This window comes from Rhodoflexus sp. (assembly GCF_053489755.1).
Genome location: NZ_JBRCHD010000017.1, coordinates 19173 through 41601 on the forward strand (window position 1 = coordinate 19173; position 22429 = coordinate 41601).

22 protein-coding genes are annotated in these 22429 nt (G+C 47.4%); 8 read left to right on the forward strand and 14 right to left on the reverse strand.

Annotated elements, in window-relative coordinates:
• The first annotated feature begins 55 nt into the window (after positions 1 to 55).
• A complete protein-coding gene (locus ACWIP2_RS04670) occupies positions 56 to 652 on the forward strand; it encodes a Uma2 family endonuclease (protein ID WP_448518744.1) in 597 nt (198 codons plus the stop codon).
• On the opposite strand, the gene ACWIP2_RS04675 is transcribed toward ACWIP2_RS04670, so the two are convergent.
• Together ACWIP2_RS04675 and ACWIP2_RS04680 are read right to left on the reverse strand one after the other, a co-directional pair.
• Complete coding sequence (locus ACWIP2_RS04675; protein WP_448518745.1) at positions 649 to 1626, reverse strand: SDR family oxidoreductase; 978 nt, start codon at positions 1624 to 1626, stop codon at positions 649 to 651. The two genes, ACWIP2_RS04670 and ACWIP2_RS04675, sit on opposite strands and share 4 nt — an antisense overlap.
• A complete protein-coding gene (locus ACWIP2_RS04680; protein WP_448518746.1) occupies positions 1623 to 3074 on the reverse strand; it encodes a CCA tRNA nucleotidyltransferase in 1452 nt (483 codons plus the stop codon). The genes ACWIP2_RS04675 and ACWIP2_RS04680 overlap by 4 nt, the downstream gene beginning before the upstream one ends.
• A 132-nt stretch (positions 3075 to 3206) precedes the next feature.
• On the opposite strand from ACWIP2_RS04680, the gene ACWIP2_RS04685 reads away from it, so the two are divergent.
• Together ACWIP2_RS04685 and ACWIP2_RS04690 are read left to right on the forward strand one after the other, a co-directional pair.
• Positions 3207 to 4547, forward strand: a complete 1341-nt coding sequence (locus ACWIP2_RS04685) for a hypothetical protein (protein ID WP_448518747.1) — start codon at positions 3207 to 3209, stop codon at positions 4545 to 4547.
• On the forward strand, positions 4535 to 5659 hold the full coding sequence (locus tag ACWIP2_RS04690) for a tetratricopeptide repeat protein (protein ID WP_448518748.1): 1125 nt from the start codon (positions 4535 to 4537) through the stop codon (positions 5657 to 5659). Before ACWIP2_RS04685 ends, ACWIP2_RS04690 begins: the two co-directional genes overlap by 13 nt.
• 93 nt (positions 5660 to 5752) lie before the next feature.
• Here the strand turns inward: ACWIP2_RS04690 and murB are convergent, their stop codons facing one another.
• Genes murB through ACWIP2_RS04705 form a run of 3 tightly spaced genes read right to left on the reverse strand, consistent with a single transcriptional unit; the run spans position 5753 to position 7303 of the window.
• Positions 5753 to 6775 (reverse strand): UDP-N-acetylmuramate dehydrogenase, encoded by a 1023-nt coding sequence (gene murB, locus ACWIP2_RS04695; protein WP_448518749.1) that lies wholly within the window; start codon positions 6773 to 6775, stop codon positions 5753 to 5755.
• Positions 6776 to 6834: 59 nt separating this feature from the next.
• Entirely contained in the window at positions 6835 to 7002 is a 168-nt protein-coding gene (locus ACWIP2_RS04700) for a hypothetical protein (protein WP_448518750.1), read from the reverse strand.
• 7 nt (positions 7003 to 7009) lie between these two features.
• Complete coding sequence (locus ACWIP2_RS04705; protein ID WP_448518751.1) at positions 7010 to 7303, reverse strand: hypothetical protein; 294 nt, start codon at positions 7301 to 7303, stop codon at positions 7010 to 7012.
• On the opposite strand from ACWIP2_RS04705, the gene ACWIP2_RS04710 reads away from it, so the two are divergent.
• Complete coding sequence (locus ACWIP2_RS04710; protein WP_448518752.1) at positions 7290 to 7820, forward strand: NADPH-dependent FMN reductase; 531 nt, start codon at positions 7290 to 7292, stop codon at positions 7818 to 7820. The two genes, ACWIP2_RS04705 and ACWIP2_RS04710, sit on opposite strands and share 14 nt — an antisense overlap.
• A 108-nt stretch (positions 7821 to 7928) precedes the next feature.
• Here the strand turns inward: ACWIP2_RS04710 and lpxK are convergent, their stop codons facing one another.
• The 8 genes from lpxK to ACWIP2_RS04750 form a co-directional block, all read right to left on the reverse strand.
• Positions 7929 to 8984: a tetraacyldisaccharide 4'-kinase gene (gene lpxK, locus ACWIP2_RS04715; protein WP_448518753.1), complete on the reverse strand. Its 1056-nt coding sequence runs from the start codon at positions 8982 to 8984 to the stop codon at positions 7929 to 7931.
• Between the two features lie 94 nt (positions 8985 to 9078).
• Positions 9079 to 12021, reverse strand: coding sequence for a M16 family metallopeptidase (locus ACWIP2_RS04720; protein WP_448518754.1), 2943 nt, complete (start codon positions 12019 to 12021; stop codon positions 9079 to 9081).
• Positions 12022 to 12191: 170 nt separating this feature from the next.
• Positions 12192 to 12806, reverse strand: a complete 615-nt coding sequence (locus ACWIP2_RS04725; protein WP_448518755.1) for a superoxide dismutase — start codon at positions 12804 to 12806, stop codon at positions 12192 to 12194.
• A gap of 173 nt (positions 12807 to 12979) precedes the next feature.
• On the reverse strand, positions 12980 to 13978 hold the full coding sequence (locus tag ACWIP2_RS04730) for a ComEA family DNA-binding protein (protein ID WP_448518756.1): 999 nt from the start codon (positions 13976 to 13978) through the stop codon (positions 12980 to 12982).
• A 171-nt stretch (positions 13979 to 14149) separates the two neighbouring features.
• Positions 14150 to 14554: an STAS/SEC14 domain-containing protein gene (locus ACWIP2_RS04735; RefSeq protein WP_448518757.1), complete on the reverse strand. Its 405-nt coding sequence runs from the start codon at positions 14552 to 14554 to the stop codon at positions 14150 to 14152.
• Between the two features lie 2 nt (positions 14555 to 14556).
• Complete coding sequence (gene dapA / locus ACWIP2_RS04740; protein ID WP_448518758.1) at positions 14557 to 15477, reverse strand: 4-hydroxy-tetrahydrodipicolinate synthase; 921 nt, start codon at positions 15475 to 15477, stop codon at positions 14557 to 14559.
• Between the two features lie 7 nt (positions 15478 to 15484).
• Positions 15485 to 16015: a DUF6913 domain-containing protein gene (locus tag ACWIP2_RS04745; RefSeq protein WP_448518759.1), complete on the reverse strand. Its 531-nt coding sequence runs from the start codon at positions 16013 to 16015 to the stop codon at positions 15485 to 15487.
• A gap of 71 nt (positions 16016 to 16086) precedes the next feature.
• Positions 16087 to 17223 carry an AAA family ATPase gene (locus tag ACWIP2_RS04750; RefSeq protein ID WP_448518760.1) on the reverse strand — a complete coding sequence of 379 codons (1137 nt, stop codon included), beginning with the start codon at positions 17221 to 17223 and terminating at the stop codon, positions 16087 to 16089.
• Positions 17224 to 17348: 125 nt separating this feature from the next.
• On the opposite strand from ACWIP2_RS04750, the gene mdh reads away from it, so the two are divergent.
• Positions 17349 to 18290: a malate dehydrogenase gene (gene mdh, locus ACWIP2_RS04755; protein WP_448518761.1), complete on the forward strand. Its 942-nt coding sequence runs from the start codon at positions 17349 to 17351 to the stop codon at positions 18288 to 18290.
• Between the two features lie 81 nt (positions 18291 to 18371).
• On the opposite strand, the gene ACWIP2_RS04760 is transcribed toward mdh, so the two are convergent.
• A complete protein-coding gene (locus ACWIP2_RS04760) occupies positions 18372 to 18989 on the reverse strand; it encodes a sterol desaturase family protein (protein ID WP_448518762.1) in 618 nt (205 codons plus the stop codon).
• A gap of 168 nt (positions 18990 to 19157) precedes the next feature.
• Here ACWIP2_RS04760 and ACWIP2_RS04765 point away from each other — a divergent pair, with 168 nt between their 5' ends.
• The 3 genes from ACWIP2_RS04765 to ACWIP2_RS04775 all read left to right on the forward strand — a co-directional run.
• Positions 19158 to 20375: an ATP-grasp domain-containing protein gene (locus tag ACWIP2_RS04765; RefSeq protein WP_448518763.1), complete on the forward strand. Its 1218-nt coding sequence runs from the start codon at positions 19158 to 19160 to the stop codon at positions 20373 to 20375.
• 182 nt (positions 20376 to 20557) lie between these two features.
• Complete coding sequence (gene leuC / locus ACWIP2_RS04770; RefSeq protein ID WP_448518764.1) at positions 20558 to 21961, forward strand: 3-isopropylmalate dehydratase large subunit; 1404 nt, start codon at positions 20558 to 20560, stop codon at positions 21959 to 21961.
• A 35-nt stretch (positions 21962 to 21996) separates the two neighbouring features.
• Positions 21997 to 22429, forward strand: a 433-nt coding sequence (locus tag ACWIP2_RS04775) for a Uma2 family endonuclease (protein WP_448518765.1), incomplete at its 3' end; no start/stop codon positions are given.

The following is a 22429-nucleotide window of genomic DNA, read 5'->3' on the forward strand; positions in this document are numbered from 1 at the left end:
TATCGGGAAAAATCAGAGGAAATCGCGTATATTTGACTAATTACCGATCGTCATTATGGAAACCGTTACCTACAAATTATCGCCCGAAGAAGAAGCCTATCTTGCTAAGGAAGCGCAGGCGGAACATAAGAGCGAATACCGCGCCGGCGAAATAGTAGCAATGGCAGGTGCGCAAGAGCCGCATAACTTGATTGTGGGCAACTTGATTGGTGAACTGTACTTCTGCCTCAAACACAAGAACTGCCGTATCTACCCCAGCGATATGCTTATCCATGTTCCTGATTACGAGCGCTATCTATACGCTGATGTAACGGTGGTATGCGATACGGTCAAACTTGCCGAAGAGCGCCGCAAAGGAATAGATGTATTGCTGAATCCCAATATTGTGATTGAGGTGCTTTCGCAACGTACTGCCGTTTATGACATGACCGAAAAGTTTGAGTGCTACAAGACCATCCCCGATGTACGCCAGTATGTGCTGGTAGATTCCGAGCGCGTGTCGGTAGATACTTTCACCCGCACACCGGAAGACGACTGGCTGCTCAAATCTGCCAAAGAGATAACCAAAACCATCAAAATCGGCGAATGTGTGATTGCGTTGGAAGATATTTACAACAAAGTAGTATTCGCGCCCAAACTGACGACAGATTAATAACCCTGCGTCCAGTACCATTGAACAGCCTCGGTTAGTCCCTCCGCGAGGGTGTGTGTTGGCTGATAGCCTAAGCGCTTTTGCGCTGCCTGTATGCTTGCAAGCGAAAACGGTATGTCGCCCGGACGCGGAGGCGCATACATCGGTTTGAGGTGAGCCACGTTAGGTTGATAACGGGCTGCAAGCGATACTATGATGACATAGAGTTGATTTAAGGAAGTAGCCATGCCACAAGCGACATTATAGCATTTACCGGTAGATTCCGGCGGACTTGTCAGCGCTTTTACGTTGGCTTGAATGACATTGTCTATGTAAGTAAAATCGCGCGATTGTGTGCCATCTCCGAAAATAGTGGGTCTTTCCCCTTTTTTCAACAGATTAATAAATCGCGGAATGACGGCGGCGTACTCGCCATGCGGATTTTGCCTTCTGCCAAATACGTTGAAATAGCGCAAGCCAATACAAGGCAGCCCGTGCAGCCGCTGATAAACGCCCGCATAGAGTTCGTTGGTGTATTTGCTGACGGCATAAGGTGAAAGTAAATTGCCTATGCGCTCTTCAACTTTAGGCGACTCTTCCAAATCACCATAAACCGACGAGCTGGAGGCATAGATAAAGCGTTTCACTCCCGATTGCCGGGCAGCTTCCAGTACATTCAGAAAACCTGAAACGTTTACTTCGTTGGTGGTATGCGGGTCTTTGATAGAGCGCGGCACCGACCCCAGCGCCGCTTGATGCAGCACATAATCCGCTCCGGCAAAGGCTGCCATGCACGCAGACAAATCGCGAATATCAGCTTGTACAAAAGTAAAGTTAGGATGCTGCCCAAAATCGGCAATGTTTTGCAGCCCCCCCGTAGAAAGGTTATCTAAGCAAATGACGAAAGCGCCCATACCAAGCAGGTATTCGCACAGGTTGCTGCCGATAAAGCCAGCTCCACCTGTAACTACAATTTTTTTGCCTGTCAAGCTCATAAAGTTTGGCTAATAATTTTTACAGGCTCATAGCCTAATCGCTTGCCTGTTTCCAGCATGAAACTGTAAGCCTGTTCAAACTCATTGCGGATTTTGCCATCCAGAATCGCTTCTCTGACTTGAAGTTTAATATCGCCAACAGCTTTACCGGGCGGTAAGCCGAAAGTTTCCATTATTACCTCACCTGTAATGACAGGCTGAAAATTACGGATCTGATCGCGGGCTTCTACTTCAGCTATTTTTTGCTCCACGCGGTCAAAATTTTGCAGGTATTTTTTCACTTTCGCACCGTCTTTGGAGGTAATGTCGGCGCGGCAGAGTTTCATCAGACTGTCAATATCGTCGCCGGCTTCAAACAGCAGGCGGCGAATAGCCGAGTCTGTTACGGTTTCCTTGACCAGCGCGATGGGGCGCAAGTGTAGGCGAACGAGTTTCTGTACGAACTTCATTTTCTCGTTCATCGGCAACTTGAGGCGGCGGAAAATGTGCGGCACCATGCGCGCGCCTTTTTCTTCATGCCCGTGAAAAGTCCAGCCTTGTTTGGGATAATAGCGTTTTGTGGGTGGCTTAGCGATGTCGTGCAGGATGGCAGCCCAACGCAGCCAGAGGTCGTCCGAATAGGCGCAAAGGTTGTCCAGCACTTTGAGCGTGTGGTAAAAATTGTCCTTATGTGAATGTCCGTTCACGGTTTCCACGCCGTGCAGCGCGACCATTTCGGGGAAGAACTGATGCAATAATCCGCTGATAAACAGCAGTTTGAATCCGTAGGATGGAGTATCGGCGAGGATGATTTTATTCAACTCATCGCTGATGCGCTCCATAGAAAGAATAGCCATGCGCTCTTTGTTGCGGATAATCGCCTCAAAAGTTTCGGGCGCAATGTCAAAGTTGAGTTGGGTAGCAAAACGAATCGCCCGCATCATGCGCAGCGGGTCATCGGAAAAGGTAATGTCAGGGTCTAAGGGTGTTTTGATGATCTTGCGCCGCAAGTCGCCCTGCCCGTCAAAAGGGTCTATCAGCGTGCCGAAGTCCGCCTTGTTGAGGCTAATTGCCATTGCGTTGATGGTAAAATCGCGGCGCAGTTGATCGTCTTGCAGGGTGCCGTCTTCCACAATCGGCTTGCGGGAGTCGGCACGGTAGGATTCTTTACGCGCCCCGACAAATTCCAGCGTCATATCAGGAGCTTGCACCATGGCTGTGCCAAAGTTTTTATAAACCGCCAGACTGATTGGCTGACCATAGAGGGCTTCCAAACGCGCAGCCACGCGTTCCGCCCACTGGATACCGCTGCCCACGCAAACAAAATCTACATCGGGTTTATGGTTACGACGCAGTATAAGGTCGCGCACATAGCCGCCGACCATATAGCTGGGTACGTTGAGTTCGTGCGCAGCCTCCGCCACCTGCATAAAAACAGGGTTTTGGCGCAATATTTCGGCAAAATTCATATGCAAAAATACGAGAATTTATTAGACACGAGACCATCATAACATTTGTCGGACTATGGTGGAAAAATGGCTGCATGATGCAGGACTGTTTACCAATACCTATATTTGTATCAGAAAATCGGACAGCAATCAATGGAACAACTGAAAAAAGCCTACCAACTTGATCAGATATATAGCGCATTTCGGACGCAACCGCTCAGAATAGATGAATTAAAAGATTTTTTTGTGAATACGGATAGCGTTAGAGGTATCCTTCCTGTAACCAAACAATTAGCACGCTTACTCAACAGCGACCCTGTAGATTATCAGCACATTCTGCTGGTTGGCTACAAGGGCTGCGGCAAAAGCACAGAACTGAATCGCTTGCAGCGCGACATCAGCGACAAGTATATGGTGTTGAATTATTCCGTTTTTTCCGAATTAGACCCGCAGCACATTAACTACATAGAACTTTTTATCGTTACGCTTGAAAAATTATTTACGCTGGCGCAGGAAGAGAAACTGAACATCAGCGAGGAGTACATTAAGAGCATCGTCCACTGGACACAAACTAAGGAAATAGAAGAAATACGCAACAAATACAGCATCGAGGCTGAAGGTGAGGCAGGTGTAGATGGCATCATTGGCGTACCTTATCTGAAAAAGTTTTTTTATAAGTTCAAAATGACGGCTAAGAGCAGCCGCTCGTTGAAGGAAACGCTCAAAACCAATGTAGAGCCTAAGCTTTCTGCCCTGATTGAACATTGCAACAACCTGATATGGGAAGTAAAGCTGGCATTGCGCCAAACCCGGAACAAGGATTTGCTCATCATCGTAGAAGATTTGGATAAAATACCCGTTGAACGGGCAAACGATTTGTTTTTTAATTACGCCAGCCAGCTTACACAGTTGCAAGCTAACGTAATTTATACTTTCCCGATTACCACCTATTACAACATTCGCTTTACCTCTATCAAAAGCGTGTTTACCAGAGTGTTGGAACTGCCCATGATTAAGGTCAGGGAGAAAGATGGCAGCCCTTATGATGAAGGCAGGCAGATGATGATGGCAATTGTGGAAAAGCGCATGGATACGGCGCTGTTTGAATCGGTAGAACTGATTGAGCGGCTTATTGATAAAAGCGGCGGCTGCATACGCGATTTGTTCCGTCTGATTGCCGAGGCAAGCATGTGCGCATTGCTCACCGAAAAAGAAAAAATTACCGATACAGAATGCGCCTATGCGTTGAACCTGTTCAAAAAAGAATACGCCGCTACAATTGCCGACAACAGCGAACGCAAAATCAGCGCCAAGCAATATTTTGATACCTTGGTTGAGTTGGTAAACAGCCGCGACAAACAGCCCGACAATAGCGAAGCCGTTTTGGATTTGCGCCAAAATTTGTGTATATTGGGCTATAACGGTGAGGGCTGGTGCGACGTCCATCCGTTAGTAAAAGATATTTTGATTGAAAAAGGCAAATGGCAGCCGTAGAAACAGAGCAATTAGTTACAGCCGACGCTTATCACGTCGCCTTTGAGCGCGTGGCGTGGTTTTTAAGCCAAACGGGCGGCGGGAGCATCGCTTTTGCAGCCGCTCAATCGCAGCGTTTGATTGAACAAGTATGTCGCAGATGGCAAGAACAGCTCTGGGAGAAAGGCATAGCCGTTGCCGTGGTGCATTTGCGCCAACAAGATGACCGCCCATTTGCGGAGCAGTTGCGCCAAGCCGCAAAAGAAGCAGATGCGTTGATTGTACCTAACCTGAGTGAAGTGGTCGCTTCGGCAGCCGACCGCCTCACCGAACTAAATTTTGCCCGTGAGGAATTGATTGCCTTAGATAAACCTATTTTGTTTTGTCTGTACTCTGAACACCTGCCGCTGATTGCGCAAAAAGCGGCTGACCTCTACTCACAACGCGCGCTTACAACAACTTTCTTTGAAACGCCTGAACCCTTCGTTCCAAACGGGCAAACGCTGCAATCGTTAGAACATCACACGGAACTGCCCGACAAGGAAGCGCTGGGCATGAGAGCGGCGCTTTTGCAAAAGCAGTTGGCGCAAGCCGAAAACCTGCACATATCCAAACAAAAAATTGCCGCTGATATTGCTTTGCCGCTAGCGGAAACCTATGCTTTATTGGGCAGCTACCGAGAGGCAGAAGAATTGCAAAAAACCTACGCACCTTATTTCCCGAAAACGGTAAAAGCTTTACAAAGTCTGGCAACCATTGCGCGGCGCGCAAACCGCTACGACGAAGCGATTCAATATTATTGGCAGGCGCTCGCATGTACTAAAGAATCGTCCTTTGAGCAAGCGGATATTCAAAATGATTTAGCCGATGTTTACAGGCATCTGGGCGGCAAGGAGAATTTGCGACAAGCCCAAGACTTGCTACAAAAAGCCTACGCTACCTGCCTGACCCTGATGGGCGAGCGGCATTACTATACCCAAAAGATACTTGGTAATTTACTTGCCTTATACGTTCAGATACGCACAGGGAAATCCATAAAGCAATGCACGCAGGAGGAGATATCGGATTTAATAGCGGGCTTTGGGGCTTGGCTTGAAGGGGGAAAGCAAGAGGTGGCGCTTCGCGGGCTGTAGTTCTCACAAATCCCCTCACAAACTATACCACTTGTAAGGAATTTTTGTTCTCTTAGCGGTCGCCAGACCCCGACAGTGGCTTAACAAAATTCCTCACACCACATTCACCTCCGCCTGCAAATGCACGCCGAAGCGCTCGGCAACCGATGCCTGAATTTGTTGCGAGAGTTGCCAAATTTCCGCGCCGCTTGCGCCGCCGTAATTGACCAATACGAGCGCTTGGTCTTTGTGCGCGCCCGTGTTGCCTACGCGTTTGCCTTTCCAGCCGCATTGTTCAATCAGCCAGCCTGCCGCTACTTTCATGCGGTCGGGCTGTCCGGTCGGGTAGGCGGGCAGGTCGGGGTAGCGGGCTTTCAGTTTCTCATATTGCGCCTTCGGAATTTCGGGATTTTTAAAAAAGCTGCCTGCATTGCCCAATTGGGCAGGCTCGGGCAGTTTGCTTTGGCGGATGTGAATTACGGCGCGACTTACATCGGCAATCGTCGGCGCGGCAACGCCCATCGCCTCTAAGGTCTGCCGAATAGCGCCGTAGGAAATATTAATTTGTGGCGTTTTGCGCAAGCAAAAAGTAACCGATGTAATGATGTATTTGCCTTTTGCCTCATTTTTAAAAACGCTTTCCCGATAGCCAAAGCGGCAATCGCTGTGCGAAAATGTGTGCAGGCTGCCGTCGGCTATTGCCAGCGCCTGCAACTCGTGGAAAACGTCTTTGAGTTCTACGCCATAAGCACCGATGTTTTGCATGGGCGCGGCGCCTACCGTGCCGGGAATCAGCGAGAGGTTTTCCACCCCTGCCCAACCCTTGGCGATGCAATGTAGTACAAAGCCGTGCCAGTTTTCGCCCGCGCCTGCCCGCACGTAGTAGAAGCATTCATCTTCACTGACTAATTCAATACCTTTTAGGCTGATTTTCAGAGCAAAACCTTCAAAATCGCGGGTAAGCAACAGGTTGCTGCCGCCGCCGAGCACCAGCAGCGGCAAACCTTGAATTTCGGGTAATCGCAAAGCGTTTTGCAAGGCTGTTACGCTATCCGCTTCCATGAAATAACGGGCTGTGGCATCAACGCCAAAAGTATTGAAAGAGCGCAGCGATTGGTTGGAGAGCAGGGTATTCATAGCGCAAAGAAAACAGATTTTGCAGCTAAAAATTAACCCTCTTCGACGATTTTCTTGAACTACATTCGCAGATAGCGGATTAGACGATCGTTTTGGTTGTCATTGGCTTCAATCATAATGACAAAAACTCGGCAACTGCCTGCAAGAATGATACAAGCAGTTACCGTTTGGATGCCCATCATCGGGTAATCTTTGCCACAGAGTATTGGATCGGCAGAGTCCGGCATCAGTTGATCAGCACAGGATCAAACAGGGCAACCGCGAGTAGAGACAAAGCAAAATACCGGCAGTCAGCAACAATCGCTCGCGTCGTTGGCATGCCAAATGCGGGGTGATGCTAAATGCAAGCAGATAGATGCGGTAGGTGTCGTAGTCGGTTGTAAATAGCGATTGCTCCTCTAAAGCATGTTTGACAAGTGAACAAGGATGGAATGATGCTCTTTCTCGAGAGGCGAATACGTAAGCAAACATTTCCCGTTGAAAGCGGTTTACTTTGCTGAATAAACCCAAACGGATGATCACCATCATTGCAGGAACCAATCGGAGTGGCTCGTTGACGCTACAGATGGCAGAACTTTATCAACGACTGCTTGCAGAGCATAGTGCCGAATCCAACATTTTAGACCTTTCACAACTGCCCCACGACTTTGCTTTTTCTGCACTTTACGATAATGGCGGCAAAAATCCTGCCTTTACTGCCTGCCATCAGCCGGCTGCCAATTCTGAAAAATTGGTATTTATCATTCCTGAGTACAACGGCTCGTTTCCCGGCGTGCTGAAAACCTTTCTGGACGGGATGCCCTACCCAAGCCCTTGGAAACACCGTAAAGCAGCATTAGTCGGGCTTTCATCAGGGCCGCAGGGGGCGGCTACTGCACTGAGCCACTTCACCGATATTTTGCACTATTTGGGCATTCACGTATTGGCACACCGCGTTAAACTGCCTTTCATAGAAAAATATATGACACCCGAAAAGCCCAACATGCAAAATGAAAACTATTTGCAGCAACTGCATACTCAAATCGGTAGTTTACTGGCATTCTGATAGGTTGATGTTGCTTTGGCAGAATCAATCGGTAGTATGATCACTGCCCTGTAACACGCCTTTTACGATGTGCTTATGTAGAAAAAACTGCATGGTAGATGATTCATTTTAGTGTAAGCTACCTAATCCCACGGCTTTAAAAATTAATTTTCTGAAATTTTCTTCATCTGCCAGCAATTGTACACTAATGGGCTGGAAAAAAGCCGATAATGCCTCACCTGATTGCTCCAACAGCGGTTTGATTTTGACCATATCCTTTTCGGTACAAAGTAAGACCGCCTCATGCTGCCTGCAAAGGATAATAAGCGCCTCTACATCTTTCGCGCCATAAATGTAATGGTCGGCAAAGTGTCGGACTGCCGTTACTGTAAATCGCTTTTGCATTGCAGCTACCCATGCTTCGTGCTGCGCAATTCCCGATGCTAACACAACCCTTGCGCCCTCGTTAAGAATTTCGGCTCTGCCATGAAAAGCCTGTGGCGTATTGTATTGCACTTTAGAAAAAAAAACAGGCGTATCGGGGCGTGTATATTGGCGAATGGCAACTGTAATGCGACTGCTTTCTGCTGCTGTCATAGTTTCAGGGCATTTAGTAACAACTACGGCATCGGCGCGGTCGGCTCCGCTGCGGGGTTCGCGCAGCCTGCCACGCGGCATGACAAAATCTTCGTAGAACGGACGGCTGTATTCGGTCAGTAGCAGGTTCAATGTACGGCCTATTTTGCGGTGCTGGTAAGCGTCGTCTAACAGAATGACTTCTATTTCAGGATGCGCAAAGAGGATTTCGGGAACGGCTGCTACGCGGTCTTCGCCAACAGCAACGGTAATTTTATCGCCGAATTTGGTAAAATACTGCATCGGCTCATCGCCAATGGTGGCGGCCGTGGCGGCAGCATCGGCTAAAATAAAGCCCTTTGTTTTTCTACCATAGCCGCGACTCAACACGGCAACTTTTTTCTCGGAAAGCAGGAGCCGAATTAGGTATTCGGTCATTGGGGTTTTGCCCGTACCCCCTACAGCGAGGTTGCCCATACTGATAACAGGCAGTTCAAAACGAATTTCAGGCTTGTTGCCGATGTCGTACAAATGGTTGCGAAAGCGCATCACGCTGCCATAAAGAGCAGCAGGAAGCGCCGTAAGGAGATACCAAAGGAGATGCTTCATAAGCGATCAAAATTAAAAAAACCTGACAGGTTTTGGAAGCCTTTCAGGTTTTGGATGAAGTAGGCACATGCATTTGTTGCACCTATGGCAAAAATTAGTAGCCGAAGATTTCTTCTAAGCTCAGTTTTTTCACCTCGCCGTAGCGGCTCAGTTCGTCCAATTTGATTTTTTGTTCGGAAGCTACTACACAATACACGTATTCCTTGCCGGACAGTTTGTCGGCATGGAACTTCTTCACATCGTCAAAAGTAAATTTGTCCAATGCCTCGTAAGTAGCTTTGCGACGGTCTTCATTCAGTCCCAAATCTTTGGCAGAAAGGTAAGCGTAAATGATGTCATCGCGAGTTATGCGGTCGGTTTCGATAGACTTTTTCAAACTTTTGCGGGCGAGGTCAAACATATTTTGCGCTACAGGAATATCTCTCAACAGTTCGTTCATGCCTTCCATTGCGTCGTGGATTTTGTCTGCCTGCGTACCGATGTAGCCGGTCAGCGTGTATTTGTCATCTTTCTTAGACGGTTGTCCGTAGGTTGCAAATGTGCTGTACGCCAGCGCCTTAGCTTCGCGCAGCGATTGGAATACTACTGAACTCATGTTGCCGCCGAAGTACTCGTTGAACATCTGAATTGTCGGAGTCAGCGCAGGGTCAAAGGTTTCTGTTACACGAATCCACGAAATCTCTGCCTGTACCATGTTGTAGTCTGCAAATAATACCTGATTTTTTGTCGTAGGTATGCGGGTATAGCTCACAGCAGCAGGCAGCGCTTTGAACTGTGCAGGCAGCGGCATCAGACGAGCTACATCTGCGCTTATCTCGTTCATTGCTTTCGGTCCGTAATAGATCACTATGTGAGGGTAGTCAAGTACGGTGTGCAGAATGTCAACTAATTGCTGAGGAGTGATCGCATTGATTTCTTCGTCGCTCAACACAGAGTTGAATGGGTTTTTTTCGCCATAGATAGCATAGTTGCGCAAACCTTGCATAATCGCCTGCTTGTTTAGTTTCACATCGCTGCGAGACTTCAGGATACGAGCTTTGAGCATCTGCCATGCCTGATCGTCAGGCTTACAGTTGCGCAGTACGTGCTGTACCAGCTCCAGCGTTTTATCCATATTTTCTTGTAAGCCGCTCACAAATAGTGAAGTAGTTTCACCGCTTGCATTAACGTTGTATCTGGCTGCTAAGGCATAGAAGGCTTTGCTTAGGTCTTCGGCAGAGTACTTGTCTGTGCCGATGAACTGTAGGTACTGGAATGCGTAAGGCAACAGTTTGTTGTTCCATGAGCCCAGCCCTTCAATTCGGAATACAAGGCGATACAACTCATTGTCTGTATTTTGCGCATAGAGTAACTCTACGCGGTCAGCGATTTTGCCGCGCTTCAGGTCTTTTTCAAAATCCACAAAAACAGGTTTTACATCTGTCATCGGGATGTTGTTCACCTGCTTGAAAAAATCAGACTGTGCGTCGCGATTCAAAGAAACAGGTGTCAAAGGGGGTTTGGCAAGTTTCAGCACGTTTTTGTCTTCGCCTTTGCGCTTGTAAACAATGGCGTAGTTGTTGCCGCAATATTTATTGACAAAATCAACAATGTCTTGCTTAGTGATTTTGCTCATGTCGTCGGTTTGGCGCAGATAGGCATCCCATGTTTTGGCGTGGTCTAAACTGAACGAGCGCATGATGGTCAGTGCGCGGGCGTTGTTGTTTTCAGACTGCTGCAAATAATTCAATTTGAAGTTGTTCACAATGGCCTGAATGATTGCCTCATCAAAGTCGCCTTTTTTGAGTTTTTCCAATTCTCCTAAAATGAGGTCGCGCACTTCTTCCAGCGATTGTCCAGCCTTTGGTGTGCCGCCAAACTGCCATACGCTGTAACCGCGAGTCTGGTTAGCACCTGAGAAAGCACTTTGTACCAACTGCTTTTTATTGAGGTTCAGGTCTAACAAACCTGCGCCGCGGTTGGACATAATCTCATCGGCGACTGTGAGCAGCAATGAAGAGCGGCTGTCCAGCAAACCCGGCATACGAAAGCCCAAGATAACGTTTTCAGGTGTTGGTCCGAACACCTCGCGAACGATTGGCGCAGTGATTTCTTTTTCGGGTTCGGCTTTGTAGTCTTCTACCGGCTTGTTCTTCATCCATGCGAAGGCTTTTTCTACTTTTGGCATTACCTCTTCGGGGTTCAGGTCGCCTACCAGAATCAGCGCCATGTTATTAGGCACATAGTAAGTTTCATAGAACTTGCGGATGCGGCGTGGGTTGGGGTTTTTCAGGTGTTCCTGATCACCGAGTACAGACTTGTTCAGGTGATATTTTTCAAATAGTGCAGCATACAGGGCTTCGTTTGCTTTGCGTCCGTCGTTGTCCAGAGACATATTTTTCTCTTCGTAAACGGTTTCCAGTTCTGTGTGGAAAATGCGGAAAACAGGATTCTGGAAGCGCTCAGCCTGTACGGCTAAGTAGCGGTCTAAGGCATTGGCGGGGATGTCTTCGAGGTAGCTGGTGTACTCGTAGCCGGTAAAGGCGTTAGTACCCTGCGAACCCATGCTGGACATCAATTTGTCGTACTCGTTGGCAATTGCCAGCTTAGCAGCCTCATTGGAGATGCGGTCAATGTCGCGGTAAATGGCAGCACGCTGCGCTGTATCTGTTGTCTGACCGTATTTGTCGTACAGATCTTCAATCTGCGCAATCAACATCTTTTCTTTTTCCCAATCGGTTGTGCCAAACTTAGTTGAACCTTTGAACATCAGGTGCTCTAAGTAGTGCGCCAGACCCGTATCGGTGCGAGGATCGTTTACTGCACCGGCGCGGGTCGTCATCATGGTATAAATGCGCGGTTCGCGTTTGTTAACGCTCAGTACTACAGTCAGCCCGTTGTCTAACGTGTAGAAACGCGCGCCAAAGGGATCATTGGTTACGTAGCGATATGTGTACTTACCGGTTTTGCCGGTTTTCCATTCGTAATTTTTCGGCTGAGCATAGGCTACTATCGCCGTCAGCCACATGGAGAGGCTGATGAATAATAGTTTTTTCATGTGTTGGATGAATGAAAGTTTAAGATTAAACATGTAGGGCAATGTTAGCCCATTCTTAGCGGTTTTGCAAATTAACCTTACAAGTGCAATAGTCCCTGTAAAATAAAAAACCTGTCAGGTTTTCAGAAACCTGACAGGTTTTTTATTAACAACCGCTGCTATTTAAGCGATTATTTAACGGCCGCTTCGTATTTAGCTCCTACAACGTCCCAGTTGATAACGTTCCAGAAGGCGGCTACGAAATCAGCACGCTTGTTTTGGTACTTCAGGTAGTAAGCGTGTTCCCAAACGTCCAGCCCAACGATTGGAGTGCCTTTAATTGTTACATCGGCAATATCCATCAGTGGATTGTCTTGATTAGCAGTAGAGCCGATTTTCAACTCGCCGCCATCCACTACCAGCCACGCCCAGCCTGAACCGAAACGACCTAATGCAGCTTTTGCAAACTCTTCTTTGAAGGCTGCATATGAACCGAATTTCTTATTAATAGCTTCGGCCAGCGCGCCTTTAGGCTCACCGCCGGCATTTGGGCCAATAATTTCCCAGAAGAAAGTGTGGTTATAGTGTCCGCCACCGTTGTTTCGAACAGCCATTGAAAACTTGCTGATGTTTTTGCAAATGTCTTCGATGCTCATTTTTTCAGCTTCTGTACCGGCAATAGCAGTATTGAGGTTGTTTACATAAGCCTGATGGTGGCGGCTATAGTGAATTTCCATCGTCATTGCATCGAAATGAGGCTCTAATGCATCGTAAGCGTAGGTCAATTTAGGGAGTTCAAATGCCATCGGTTTAGAGGTTTTGTGTGAAAAACTGGTCAAAATTAAGCAAAATAAAAACGCGCTCAATATCAATCCTGTTTTGGCTGCAAATTGTTTCATACAGATCAGAGTTTTGATAATATATAACCTTAAAGGTGCAAAATGGTTGCCAAATTGGGGAGGGTTGTCGGTTTGTCTGTTCAGAACTCTAAGTAAGGTAGCAACTTTTCCAGCGTTTCGGCACTCATAATTCTGATCTTTTGCAAGTCTTCAGGGCTTTTGTAAGGTCCATGGTTGCGGCGATAATTCACTATTACTTCTGCCAGCTTATAGCCGATGTACGGATGCTTTTTGAGCGTTTCTACATCGGCAGTATTAATCGCGATTTTGCGATGCGAGTCGGGCAAAAGCTCTGCATAAGCAGCCAGCGAAGCTAAGGCATCAGGGGTAATCGCGTAGATTTCGTTGAGTTGTTCGAGGTTGTGAAAGCCGCCAAGCGCCTCGCGCCGCTTGACGATACGCGCCGCGGTTGCTGCGCCGATACCTCTTAAGGCAATGAGTTGGGTCGTATCTGCCGTATTGAGGTTAAACTTTTGAGGCTGTTTGCGGGTATAAACAGGCTCTTTGGTTGCCTCGGGCGCAGGCATACGGGTATCCGTCCTGTTTTCCGATGGCCTAATCGCATGCTCGGCTATTGCTGATGGCGTGGTTTCAGGCAGCAAAACGAACGGTTCCAATCGCTTGTAGAGCCAGTCGGGAAAACCATACACTTTGAGCAGGTCTGTCTTGACGCGAAAAGGCTGTACTTTGGTGCGGTATTTTACCATGCGTTCGGCAAGATAAGGCTTCAAACCAAGCAGCTCCCAAGCCTGTGCATCTAAATCGTTCGGGTTGAACGGCTCTATTCTGCGTTCAGCTACTACCTGCCCAATCGGGCTGCCGGCTGCGTCTTCAACTTCATTAGCTACAGGAGAAGTGGACATATTTGCCAGAATGCTGTCTAATATGGCTTCATCCTGAGCCTTGTCATACACTGTTACACTGCTCACGGAGGCAATCACATAGGGCAACGACAATATAATTGTCATTAGTAGTAAGGTTGTTACCAAACCTTTCATTTCGCGGGCAGAAAGCCCCAGCCATGCGGCTATATGCGATTTCATACGGCGAATACTGAACCTATTTTGTAGTTCTCTCATAACCAAAAAACGACGACGCGGGTTGCTGTTCTTTTGTCACCGCTTGGCTAATTGTCTGTTTCACTTTAACTATTATTAGCGACATTATGGCGATGGGTCGCCGTCTATCGCCGCCGCAAACGTAAGCATCTCGGGCTAATGAATGTCTTGCTCAGCAATCTACAAGTTGCTTTACGGAGTATTAAGCCACCTTTGAGCCGATTCAAAGTCTTGAAAAAAACGATATTGGAAAGGTATCCCGGAAAGTTCTTCAGCAGTTTGTTCGTTGGAAAGTTGCACTATCAAATCTTCCGGTTGCACAACGGCAAATTTCTTTACGCGGGCCGCTACGCAAACACTTCCCAGCGTTTCGGCTACCCATTTTTGCATATGGGGCAAGTAAGCGTAAGTACGCAAGCGATTATCGGCTAAATAGTACATCGGACGGTGAAAGCTAATTTGCTCGGCTATGTATTGCGTGATTTCTTTGATTTCTTCATCGGTTATAAAATCCACCGGACGGCTTGTAACGATTAAAGTTCGAGTATGAGGCTCAAACTCAATTTTGCAGGCGGATAAATCGGCTATCAGCACCATTTTTAAACGATTGAAAAAGTTAACTGCGTTGTTTTCATCAAAAGAGTCAAAACTTCATCTAACTGTTGGCGGAGGTTTTCCGAGGGCGGCACATTAGGCAGGCGCAAATGCGGTTCACAAATATCTAAGCGGCTCAGCACATACTTGATACCCGTTGGGTTGCCTTCTTTGTAAAGCAGTCCGTTGATATCTGCAAAGCCATACATCAGTTGGGCAGCCTTTGCAAAATTGCCCTGCAAAGCGTAGCGCGTCATCTGAGCAAATGACACAGGGAACGCATTGGCAAGCACCGAAATCACACCTTTGCCACCAATGGCAATCAGCGGGACGGTCAGCATATCGTCGCCTGAGATAAGCAAAAAGCCCGGCGGCGCATTTTTGGCGATGTAGGTATATTGTTCAAAGTCGCCTGAGGCATCTTTTGTACCGATAATGTTGGGGTGTGCAGCCAGCCGAACCGTCGTTGCGCCCGATATGTTGGATCCGGTTCTGCCCGGTACGTTGTAGAGCAACACAGGCACAGGCGAAGCATCGGCGACTGCGCAGTAGTGCTGATAAATACCCTCCTGCGAAGGCTTATTATAGTAAGGAGATACAGAAAGCACAGCCGTTACGCCATCCCAGTCTGTTTCTTTGATTTGTGCAATTAGTTCCTGCGTATGGTTTCCGCCAAGTCCCCAAACAATAGGCAGATTTTTAAAATTATTTTGTTTGACAAAAGCCAACAGTTTCTTTCGCTCTTCTTTGGAAAGTACGGGTGATTCGCCGGTAGTGCCGTTTACTACCCAGTAATCAACGCCTTCGGCAGTGAAAGCCAGCAACTTGTGCAATGCAGTCCAGTCAATCTGGCCGTCTGCATCGAAAGGTGTTACTAAGGCAACACCTGTGCCGCTCAATGGAGAAACTGTGGTTACTTCAATCATCTTGGGTTTAGTTTTGACAAATATTTTTGGTGTATTCCAACGCTAACTGTATCATCTGTTCTTCTTGTGCTCCTTTGTCTGGGATAAACATCAGTTCGAAGAAATCTTCTCTTCCTTCTTTATAACAGACTCCAACTCGACACTTTGCCGCACTGCTGGCAAGCAACAAATCGGTTACATCGGAAGGCTGTGCGCTGAAACAAAACAGAAAATCAAATTTCTTTTCTATGAATTTATTTGCTTTTTCTGATCTGATATTGCCCAGCCAGTCTATTTCGCTGCCTGTAAACACCTCATACGGAAACTGGAAAGCGCCCTGCCTTTCGCTGTCGAAGTAGGTGAGTGAGGTAACGCTTTTGCCTTCTTTTTCCAACTGGCGGATAAATGAGGCAAGCGGCTTTTCTATTGCCTGATTATCAGCATTAAACAAAATTCCGATTTGCTTTGCTTCTGCAAAAAGAGGCGCATGGCGACGCTTCTCGTGCCGAAGCACCGCTTGCAACCGCTTGCGTATAAAGTAACGTTTTAGGAAGTTCATTTTTTAATCGTCAATACAAGTTAATTAACAGCCGTGAAATTGGTAAAATAAACTTATTGACAAGGAATGCATCAGAAACCGATTTTAACAACTTCTTGTTTACCAAAGTCGGGTTGATCTTGGTTATACAGGTCGCTTAGCGTCATTGGTTGGGTAATAGTTCGTTTGTAGCCAAGCTCATCAGAAATGCGCTGGGCTTTTTCTATTGCCAGTTCTTTGAACTCATATTTGGCAATCAGGCGGCCCTTGCGCAGCAGTGCCTCGTCTATGCGCTGAATTGGCATGTTGAAGGTACAGATAATCTGGATGTTCAGACAGTCGGACAGCAAGCCGTCGGAAATATTGAGCAGCGTAGAAACGGCAGAACTCTGGCTTTGTCCCCTATCCATAATAATATTTTCAGCATCCTCGATAATCAACACCGAATTGGGGTTGTTAATCAGGATATTGATAAAATCAGGATTGGCGAGGTTTACCGCAATGTTGGGCGGAATAAACATCATATTCTTCTTCAGCAACCCGATCAGATAGCGCAGATAGGTTGTTTTTCCTGTGCCGGGTACCCCGTGCAACAGCACGATTCCTTTGTCGTTGCGGTGGTTAAGGCGCTTTATGATGTGCTGATGCACCGGAAAGAAATCATCGTTGTAGTTTCTGGTCAGATCCAGCTTGGTACGCCTGATATCCATGCTGTGTAGCTCCAGCCCCATGTTGGTAACCGTAATCAGGTTGATCTCGTGCGGGCGGCGCTGGCGCTCTTTGAGCTTGAAGGGCAGCAGTTTTTCGGAAATTTCAGTGTAGCAAGTCGCCGCCGGATGGTAGTGCATGATGCGACAATTGGCACCTTCGTTGAAGGAAACCATCGTATCGTCGTCCAGTACAAAGAAAATTTCAGCATACTCAAATTTTTTCTTGCGCCAGCGATATTCCTTTTTGAAATAGCAATTAGCAATTCGTGTGGAAAAGTTTTCTTTAAAAAATGCAATTGATTTGGCAATATCCAAACCGTTGATCATGTACAGATTGGGAAACCTGCCGAATAACTTGAAATAGAGGCGGTAGTCGTGCAGATACATTTCGTTCATTACCGCCATACTGTCGCCGTGAGGAGTATTAAGGGCTATGCGCTCCCGTTCTTCATAGTTTTCATAGGGTAAACCTGAATAAAAAGAACGCAGGAACGAGTCATTGTCCGAAGAGTGATGCATACGATCAGTTTAGATAACACAAAATTAATAAATACTGCGTTAGGATTGCTTGTCTCTTTCCATTTTTGCGGGCAGTGCGTAACTTGCAGCGTTTTGTCAAACCAAACATTTACACAGCTATATCTATGAAAGTAACCGTTGTAGGAGCGGGCAATGTAGGAGCTACTTGCGCCGACGTTCTGGCATATAAGGAAATTGCCAATGAGATTGTATTGGTAGATATCAAAGACGGTATGGCGCAAGGCAAGGCGCTGGATATCTGGCAGAAAGCCCCGATTGATCTGTACGACAGCCGCACAGTTGGCGTAACCAACGACTACAGCCGCACGGCAGATTCAGACGTTGTAGTCATCACCTCAGGTATGCCGCGCAAACCCGGTATGAGCCGCGACGACTTGATCGCTGTCAATGCCGACATCGTTACTTCTGTTACTGAAAATGTTGTCAAAAATTCACCTAACGCCATTATCATCATCGTTTCCAATCCGTTGGATGTAATGACGTATGCCTCTCATATTACTTCCCAAATGCCTCGCACCCGCGTAATGGGTATGGCAGGTATTTTGGACACAGCCCGCTACCGCGCATTCTTGGCCGAAGCACTCAACGTTTCGCCGAAAGAAATTCAGGCGATGATCCTCGGCGGACACGGCGATACGATGGTTCCCCTGCCGCGCTACACAACCGTTAGCGGTATCCCTGTAACCGAACTGATTGACAGCGAGCGCCTGAACGCAATCGTAGAGCGCACCAAAGTAGGCGGCGGCGAATTAGTAAAACTGATGGGAACTTCTGCATGGTACGCACCGGGTTCTGCTGCTGCGCAAATGGTAGAGGCTATCGTTCGCGACCAGAAGCGCATACTGCCTGTGTGCGTAAAACTGGAAGGCGAATACGGTATTGAAGATTGTTATTTGGGTGTGCCTTGCTTGTTGGGCAAGAATGGTATAGAGCGCATTATTGAATTGCAATTGAACGACGAGGAAAAACAGCTCTTAGAAGTTTCCCGCGGTCATGTGAAAGAAGTTATGAATGCCTTTGACAGAATGCGTGCTGAAAAGAAGTAATCAGCGCCTTGTTTTAAGTATAATAGAAGAGGCTGTCTTGGGAAAAGGCAGCCTCTTCTATTTTAGTTTGTTCGCAAAACGCTATTTGGGCAAGGTGCGGAAAACCCAATCCCAAAGTGGTGAAGATACGCCAAAAGCTTTGTCGTGATCTTTGTAATGATGGATACCATGATTGATCCACAGTATCTTCAGGAAATTTTTTGGAGGTGCAAACGCATGAACAGCATAATGCACAAAGAGGTAAGCCGCATAACCCGTCAGAAATCCGGGCAGAAAACCAAACATGTAATCACCCATAATGAGGTAGAAAATCAGCCCCAACAGCGAAGACACAAGTAAGCTCACCAGCGGAGGCATCGCCAAACGCGATTTATCTTTTGGATACTCGTGGTGTACTCCGTGCATGGTGTACTGGATTTTCGCTTTGCGCGGGGTATCGGGTTGCATGTGAAATACGCGACGATGCACATTGTACTCCACAAAAGAAAAGCTCAATAAACCGGCAAGAAATAGGATGATGAACTGCCAAAATACCAGATCAGTTGCTACCGTACCGTAATAGAGCAGCCCTGCCGAAATACCGATGAAAAGGCTGATAGGTACTGCAATGTGTGTGCGGCTCAATTTTTCCAAAATAGGATTCTGGAAGAGCTGCTTAGTGCCATTGTTCTTGGGCTTGGTGTAAGCGGGTACGTTCATAGATATATTGCAAGTTTTTTAAAATATTTAACGCGTTGTAAATCTGTTCTGTTACAGCAAAAACGCTGCAAAATTAGGGCTTAACTACTCAACTTGTCGCATTTTTATCAACCTTTGCCTAAATTACGAATTTATTAACACCTTACAGCAATAATTAAGTTGGGACATATGAACGAACATCAGCCACCAATAACAATTCTGTGCATCACCTGCTATTTTAAAGGTGCACAGTTCATGCGGGCTGCCAAAGCATTAGGCTGCCGCGTCATCCTGATCACAGCTAAAAAATTGGAACATAAAGAATGGCCGCGCGAAAGTATTGACGACATCTACTACGTCCCTCAGGATTCGGATAACTGGAACATGGAGGAAGTAGTACGCGGTATTGCCTACGTTTTCCGCAGCCAGAAGATAGACCGCGTAGTAGCGCTGGACGACTATGACGTAGAAAAAGCAGCCTACATCCGCGAAGAGTTTCGCATACCGGGCATGGGGCAAACGCGGGCGCGCTACTTCCGCGATAAATTAGCCATGCGCCTACAGGCAGCAGAAGAGGGTATTAATGTGCCTGCCTTCTCATCAACTTTCAATTACGAGGAACTGCGCCACTTTGCAGCAACCCATCCGGGCCCTTGGGTATTGAAGCCCCGCTCGGCAGCTTCGACAACAGGAATCAAAAAAATCAATAACATCAACGAGCTTTGGCCTGCCTTAGACAGCCTCGGCGACATGCAGTACAACTACCTGTTGGAGACATTCCTGCCCGGCGATGTTTTCCATGTGGACTCGCTGGTAGATGGCGATGCGGTTGTATTTGCACGTGCCAGCCGCTACATGAACCCGCCTATGGAGGTAGCACACGAAGGTCGCGTCTTCCGCTCGCACACGGTAGCTTTCGGCAGCAAAGACGAAAAGGAATTACTCAAGCAAAATAAGAAAGTACTCAAAGCACTCGGACTCAAACGCGGCGCCTCGCATACCGAATTCATCAAATCGGCTACCGATGGCAAATTCTATTTTCTGGAAACCTCCGCCCGTGTGGGAGGGGCAAATCTGGTTGAGATGGTAGAGGCTTCGGCAGGTATTAATCTCTGGACAGAGTGGGCCAAGATCGAGACCCGTCGCAAAGGCGAAAAATATGAGCTGCCAAAAATTGATAATCTCTATGCCGGTATTATCGTTTCGCTGGCTAAGCAGGAATGGCCGGATACGAGCCACTACAACGATCCGGAAATTGTGTGGCGCATGAATATGCCGCAACACGCAGGTTTAATCGTTCAATCAGAAAAACTAGAGCGCATTATCGAACTGTTGGAGAGTTACGCGCAGCGATTCTACCATGACTTTTTTATGGTACTTCCGCCATCAGACACTCCTACACATTAGAATAATTTTGGCAGGCAATCTGCATATAGATCGTCTGCCAAATTCCCTTTTGTTGTCTTCTTGTAGTTTTTTCCTGTTTGTACTATATTGCAAATACCAACACATAAAACCATACCTTTGGAAAAATAGTTAATGAGGTTAATTATTTTTCATTGAATATTTTGCTCGTTGTAAAAACTGATATGAAGCCACGCACTTTATTTGATAAAATATGGGATAGCCATGTGGTAGCGAGTCGTCCCGGACACCCCGATGTATTGTATATTGACAAACATTTCATCCATGAAGTAACCAGCCCGCAGGCATTTGCCGGTTTGCGCAAGCGAGGGTTGCCTGTGTTTAGAACCAATCGCACAGTTGCCACTGCCGACCACAACGTTCCTACCAAAGACCAACACCTACCCATCAAAGACGCGCTTTCGCGCATGCAAGTGGAAACGCTGACGAAAAATTGCGCTGATTTTGGTATAGAACTTTACGCTTTGGGGCATCCTTATCAGGGCATTGTGCATGTTATCGGTCCGGAATTGGGTATTACGCAGCCCGGCATGACCATCGTTTGCGGCGACAGCCACACAAGCACGCATGGCGCATTCGGAACAATTGCCTTTGGCATCGGCACAAGTGAAGTAGAGCAGGTGCTGGCAACGCAATGTATCCTGCAATACAAACCCAAACGCATGAAAATAGAAGTCAATGGCGCTTTGGGCAAAGGCGTAACTTCTAAAGACCTCATTCTTTATATCATATCTAAAATTTCGGCAAGCGGCGGCACAGGCTATTTCGTGGAATATGCCGGCAGTACCATTCGCTCCCTTAGCATGGAAGCGCGCATGACCATTTGCAACATGAGCATTGAAATGGGCGCGCGCGGCGGACTGATTGCCCCCGACCAAACTACATTTGACTACCTCAAAGGCAGAGAATTTGCCCCCAAAGGCGAGGCATGGGACAAGGCGCTTGCCTACTGGCAAACGCTTTACACCGACGAAGGAGCGGAATTTGACCGCGTGCTGACTTTTGATGCCACCGACATAGAACCGATGATTACCTACGGAACTAATCCAGGCATGGGCATCAAAGTAACTGACCGTATCCCCACCGCTGAGGAACTGGCAGACCTTTCCGAAGTTCCCTCCTTCCGCAAGTCGCTGGAGTACATGGGTTTGCGCGAAGGAAACCCTATGAAAGGCCAGCCTATAGATTATGTATTTATCGGCTCATGCACTAACTCGCGCATAGAAGACTTGCGACAAGTCGCCAACTTTGTCAAAGGCAAAAAGAAAGCCGACGGCGTAGAAGTATGGGTAATTCCCGGCTCGCAGCAGGTAAGCAGGCAGGCGCATGCCGAAGGATTGGATAAAATTTTTACCGAAGCGGGTTTTGAGTGGCGCGGAGCCGGCTGTTCGGCGTGTTTGGGTATGAATGAAGACAAGATTCCCGCAGGCAAATACTGCATTTCTACCTCTAACCGCAACTTTGAAGGCAGGCAAGGCCCTGGCGCGAGAACATTTTTGGCAAGTCCGCTCTCCGCCGCCGCCGCTGCTATCACCGGCCGCATCACCGATGTGCGGGAAATGTTGTAAATTGTCTAATAAACAGCAGCTAAGCGCAGCAAGATATGACGGAGGCTATCAAATTGTCGTTCAAATCAAAAGGCGGGCTTTCGCAAGATGAATTCATGCAATTCTGTCTGGAAAATCCCGAGCTGAAGTTTGAACGCACATCCAACGGACAAATCATCATTATGCCGAATACGGGAGGAAGAACGGGGAGAATCAACGCCCGCATCAATTACTTTCTGACAGGTTGGAACTTATCGGTCAATTTGGGCGAAACATTTGACTCATCTACTTCTTTCCGTTTGCCTAACGGCGCGGTGCGTTCGCCCGATGCGGCATGGGTAGCAAAAACTCGCTGGGAAAGTTTATCGGAACGTGAACAGCGACAATTTCCGCCGCTTTGTCCTGACTTTGTTATTGAACTGCGTTCCGAATCGGACTTGCTCAAAGAATTGCAGCAAAAAATTACGGAAGACTGGATAGGCAACGGCT

Coding starts and splice junctions, on each gene's coding strand:
- ACWIP2_RS04670 (WP_448518744.1), top strand. CDS start 56: ATGGAAACCGTTACCTACAAATTATCGCCCGAAGAAGAAGCCTATCTT.
- ACWIP2_RS04675 (WP_448518745.1), bottom strand. CDS start 1,626: ATGAGCTTGACAGGCAAAAAAATTGTAGTTACAGGTGGAGCTGGCTTT.
- ACWIP2_RS04680 (WP_448518746.1), bottom strand. CDS start 3,074: ATGAATTTTGCCGAAATATTGCGCCAAAACCCTGTTTTTATGCAGGTG.
- ACWIP2_RS04685 (WP_448518747.1), top strand. CDS start 3,207: ATGGAACAACTGAAAAAAGCCTACCAACTTGATCAGATATATAGCGCA.
- ACWIP2_RS04690 (WP_448518748.1), top strand. CDS start 4,535: ATGGCAGCCGTAGAAACAGAGCAATTAGTTACAGCCGACGCTTATCAC.
- murB (WP_448518749.1), bottom strand. CDS start 6,775: ATGAATACCCTGCTCTCCAACCAATCGCTGCGCTCTTTCAATACTTTT.
- ACWIP2_RS04700 (WP_448518750.1), bottom strand. CDS start 7,002: ATGCCGGACTCTGCCGATCCAATACTCTGTGGCAAAGATTACCCGATG.
- ACWIP2_RS04710 (WP_448518752.1), top strand. CDS start 7,290: ATGATCACCATCATTGCAGGAACCAATCGGAGTGGCTCGTTGACGCTA.
- ACWIP2_RS04705 (WP_448518751.1), bottom strand. CDS start 7,303: ATGATGGTGATCATCCGTTTGGGTTTATTCAGCAAAGTAAACCGCTTT.
- lpxK (WP_448518753.1), bottom strand. CDS start 8,984: ATGAAGCATCTCCTTTGGTATCTCCTTACGGCGCTTCCTGCTGCTCTT.
- ACWIP2_RS04720 (WP_448518754.1), bottom strand. CDS start 12,021: ATGAAAAAACTATTATTCATCAGCCTCTCCATGTGGCTGACGGCGATA.
- ACWIP2_RS04725 (WP_448518755.1), bottom strand. CDS start 12,806: ATGGCATTTGAACTCCCTAAATTGACCTACGCTTACGATGCATTAGAG.
- ACWIP2_RS04730 (WP_448518756.1), bottom strand. CDS start 13,978: ATGAGAGAACTACAAAATAGGTTCAGTATTCGCCGTATGAAATCGCAT.
- ACWIP2_RS04735 (WP_448518757.1), bottom strand. CDS start 14,554: ATGGTGCTGATAGCCGATTTATCCGCCTGCAAAATTGAGTTTGAGCCT.
- dapA (WP_448518758.1), bottom strand. CDS start 15,477: ATGATTGAAGTAACCACAGTTTCTCCATTGAGCGGCACAGGTGTTGCC.
- ACWIP2_RS04745 (WP_448518759.1), bottom strand. CDS start 16,015: ATGAACTTCCTAAAACGTTACTTTATACGCAAGCGGTTGCAAGCGGTG.
- ACWIP2_RS04750 (WP_448518760.1), bottom strand. CDS start 17,223: ATGCATCACTCTTCGGACAATGACTCGTTCCTGCGTTCTTTTTATTCA.
- mdh (WP_448518761.1), top strand. CDS start 17,349: ATGAAAGTAACCGTTGTAGGAGCGGGCAATGTAGGAGCTACTTGCGCC.
- ACWIP2_RS04760 (WP_448518762.1), bottom strand. CDS start 18,989: ATGAACGTACCCGCTTACACCAAGCCCAAGAACAATGGCACTAAGCAG.
- ACWIP2_RS04765 (WP_448518763.1), top strand. CDS start 19,158: ATGAACGAACATCAGCCACCAATAACAATTCTGTGCATCACCTGCTAT.
- leuC (WP_448518764.1), top strand. CDS start 20,558: ATGAAGCCACGCACTTTATTTGATAAAATATGGGATAGCCATGTGGTA.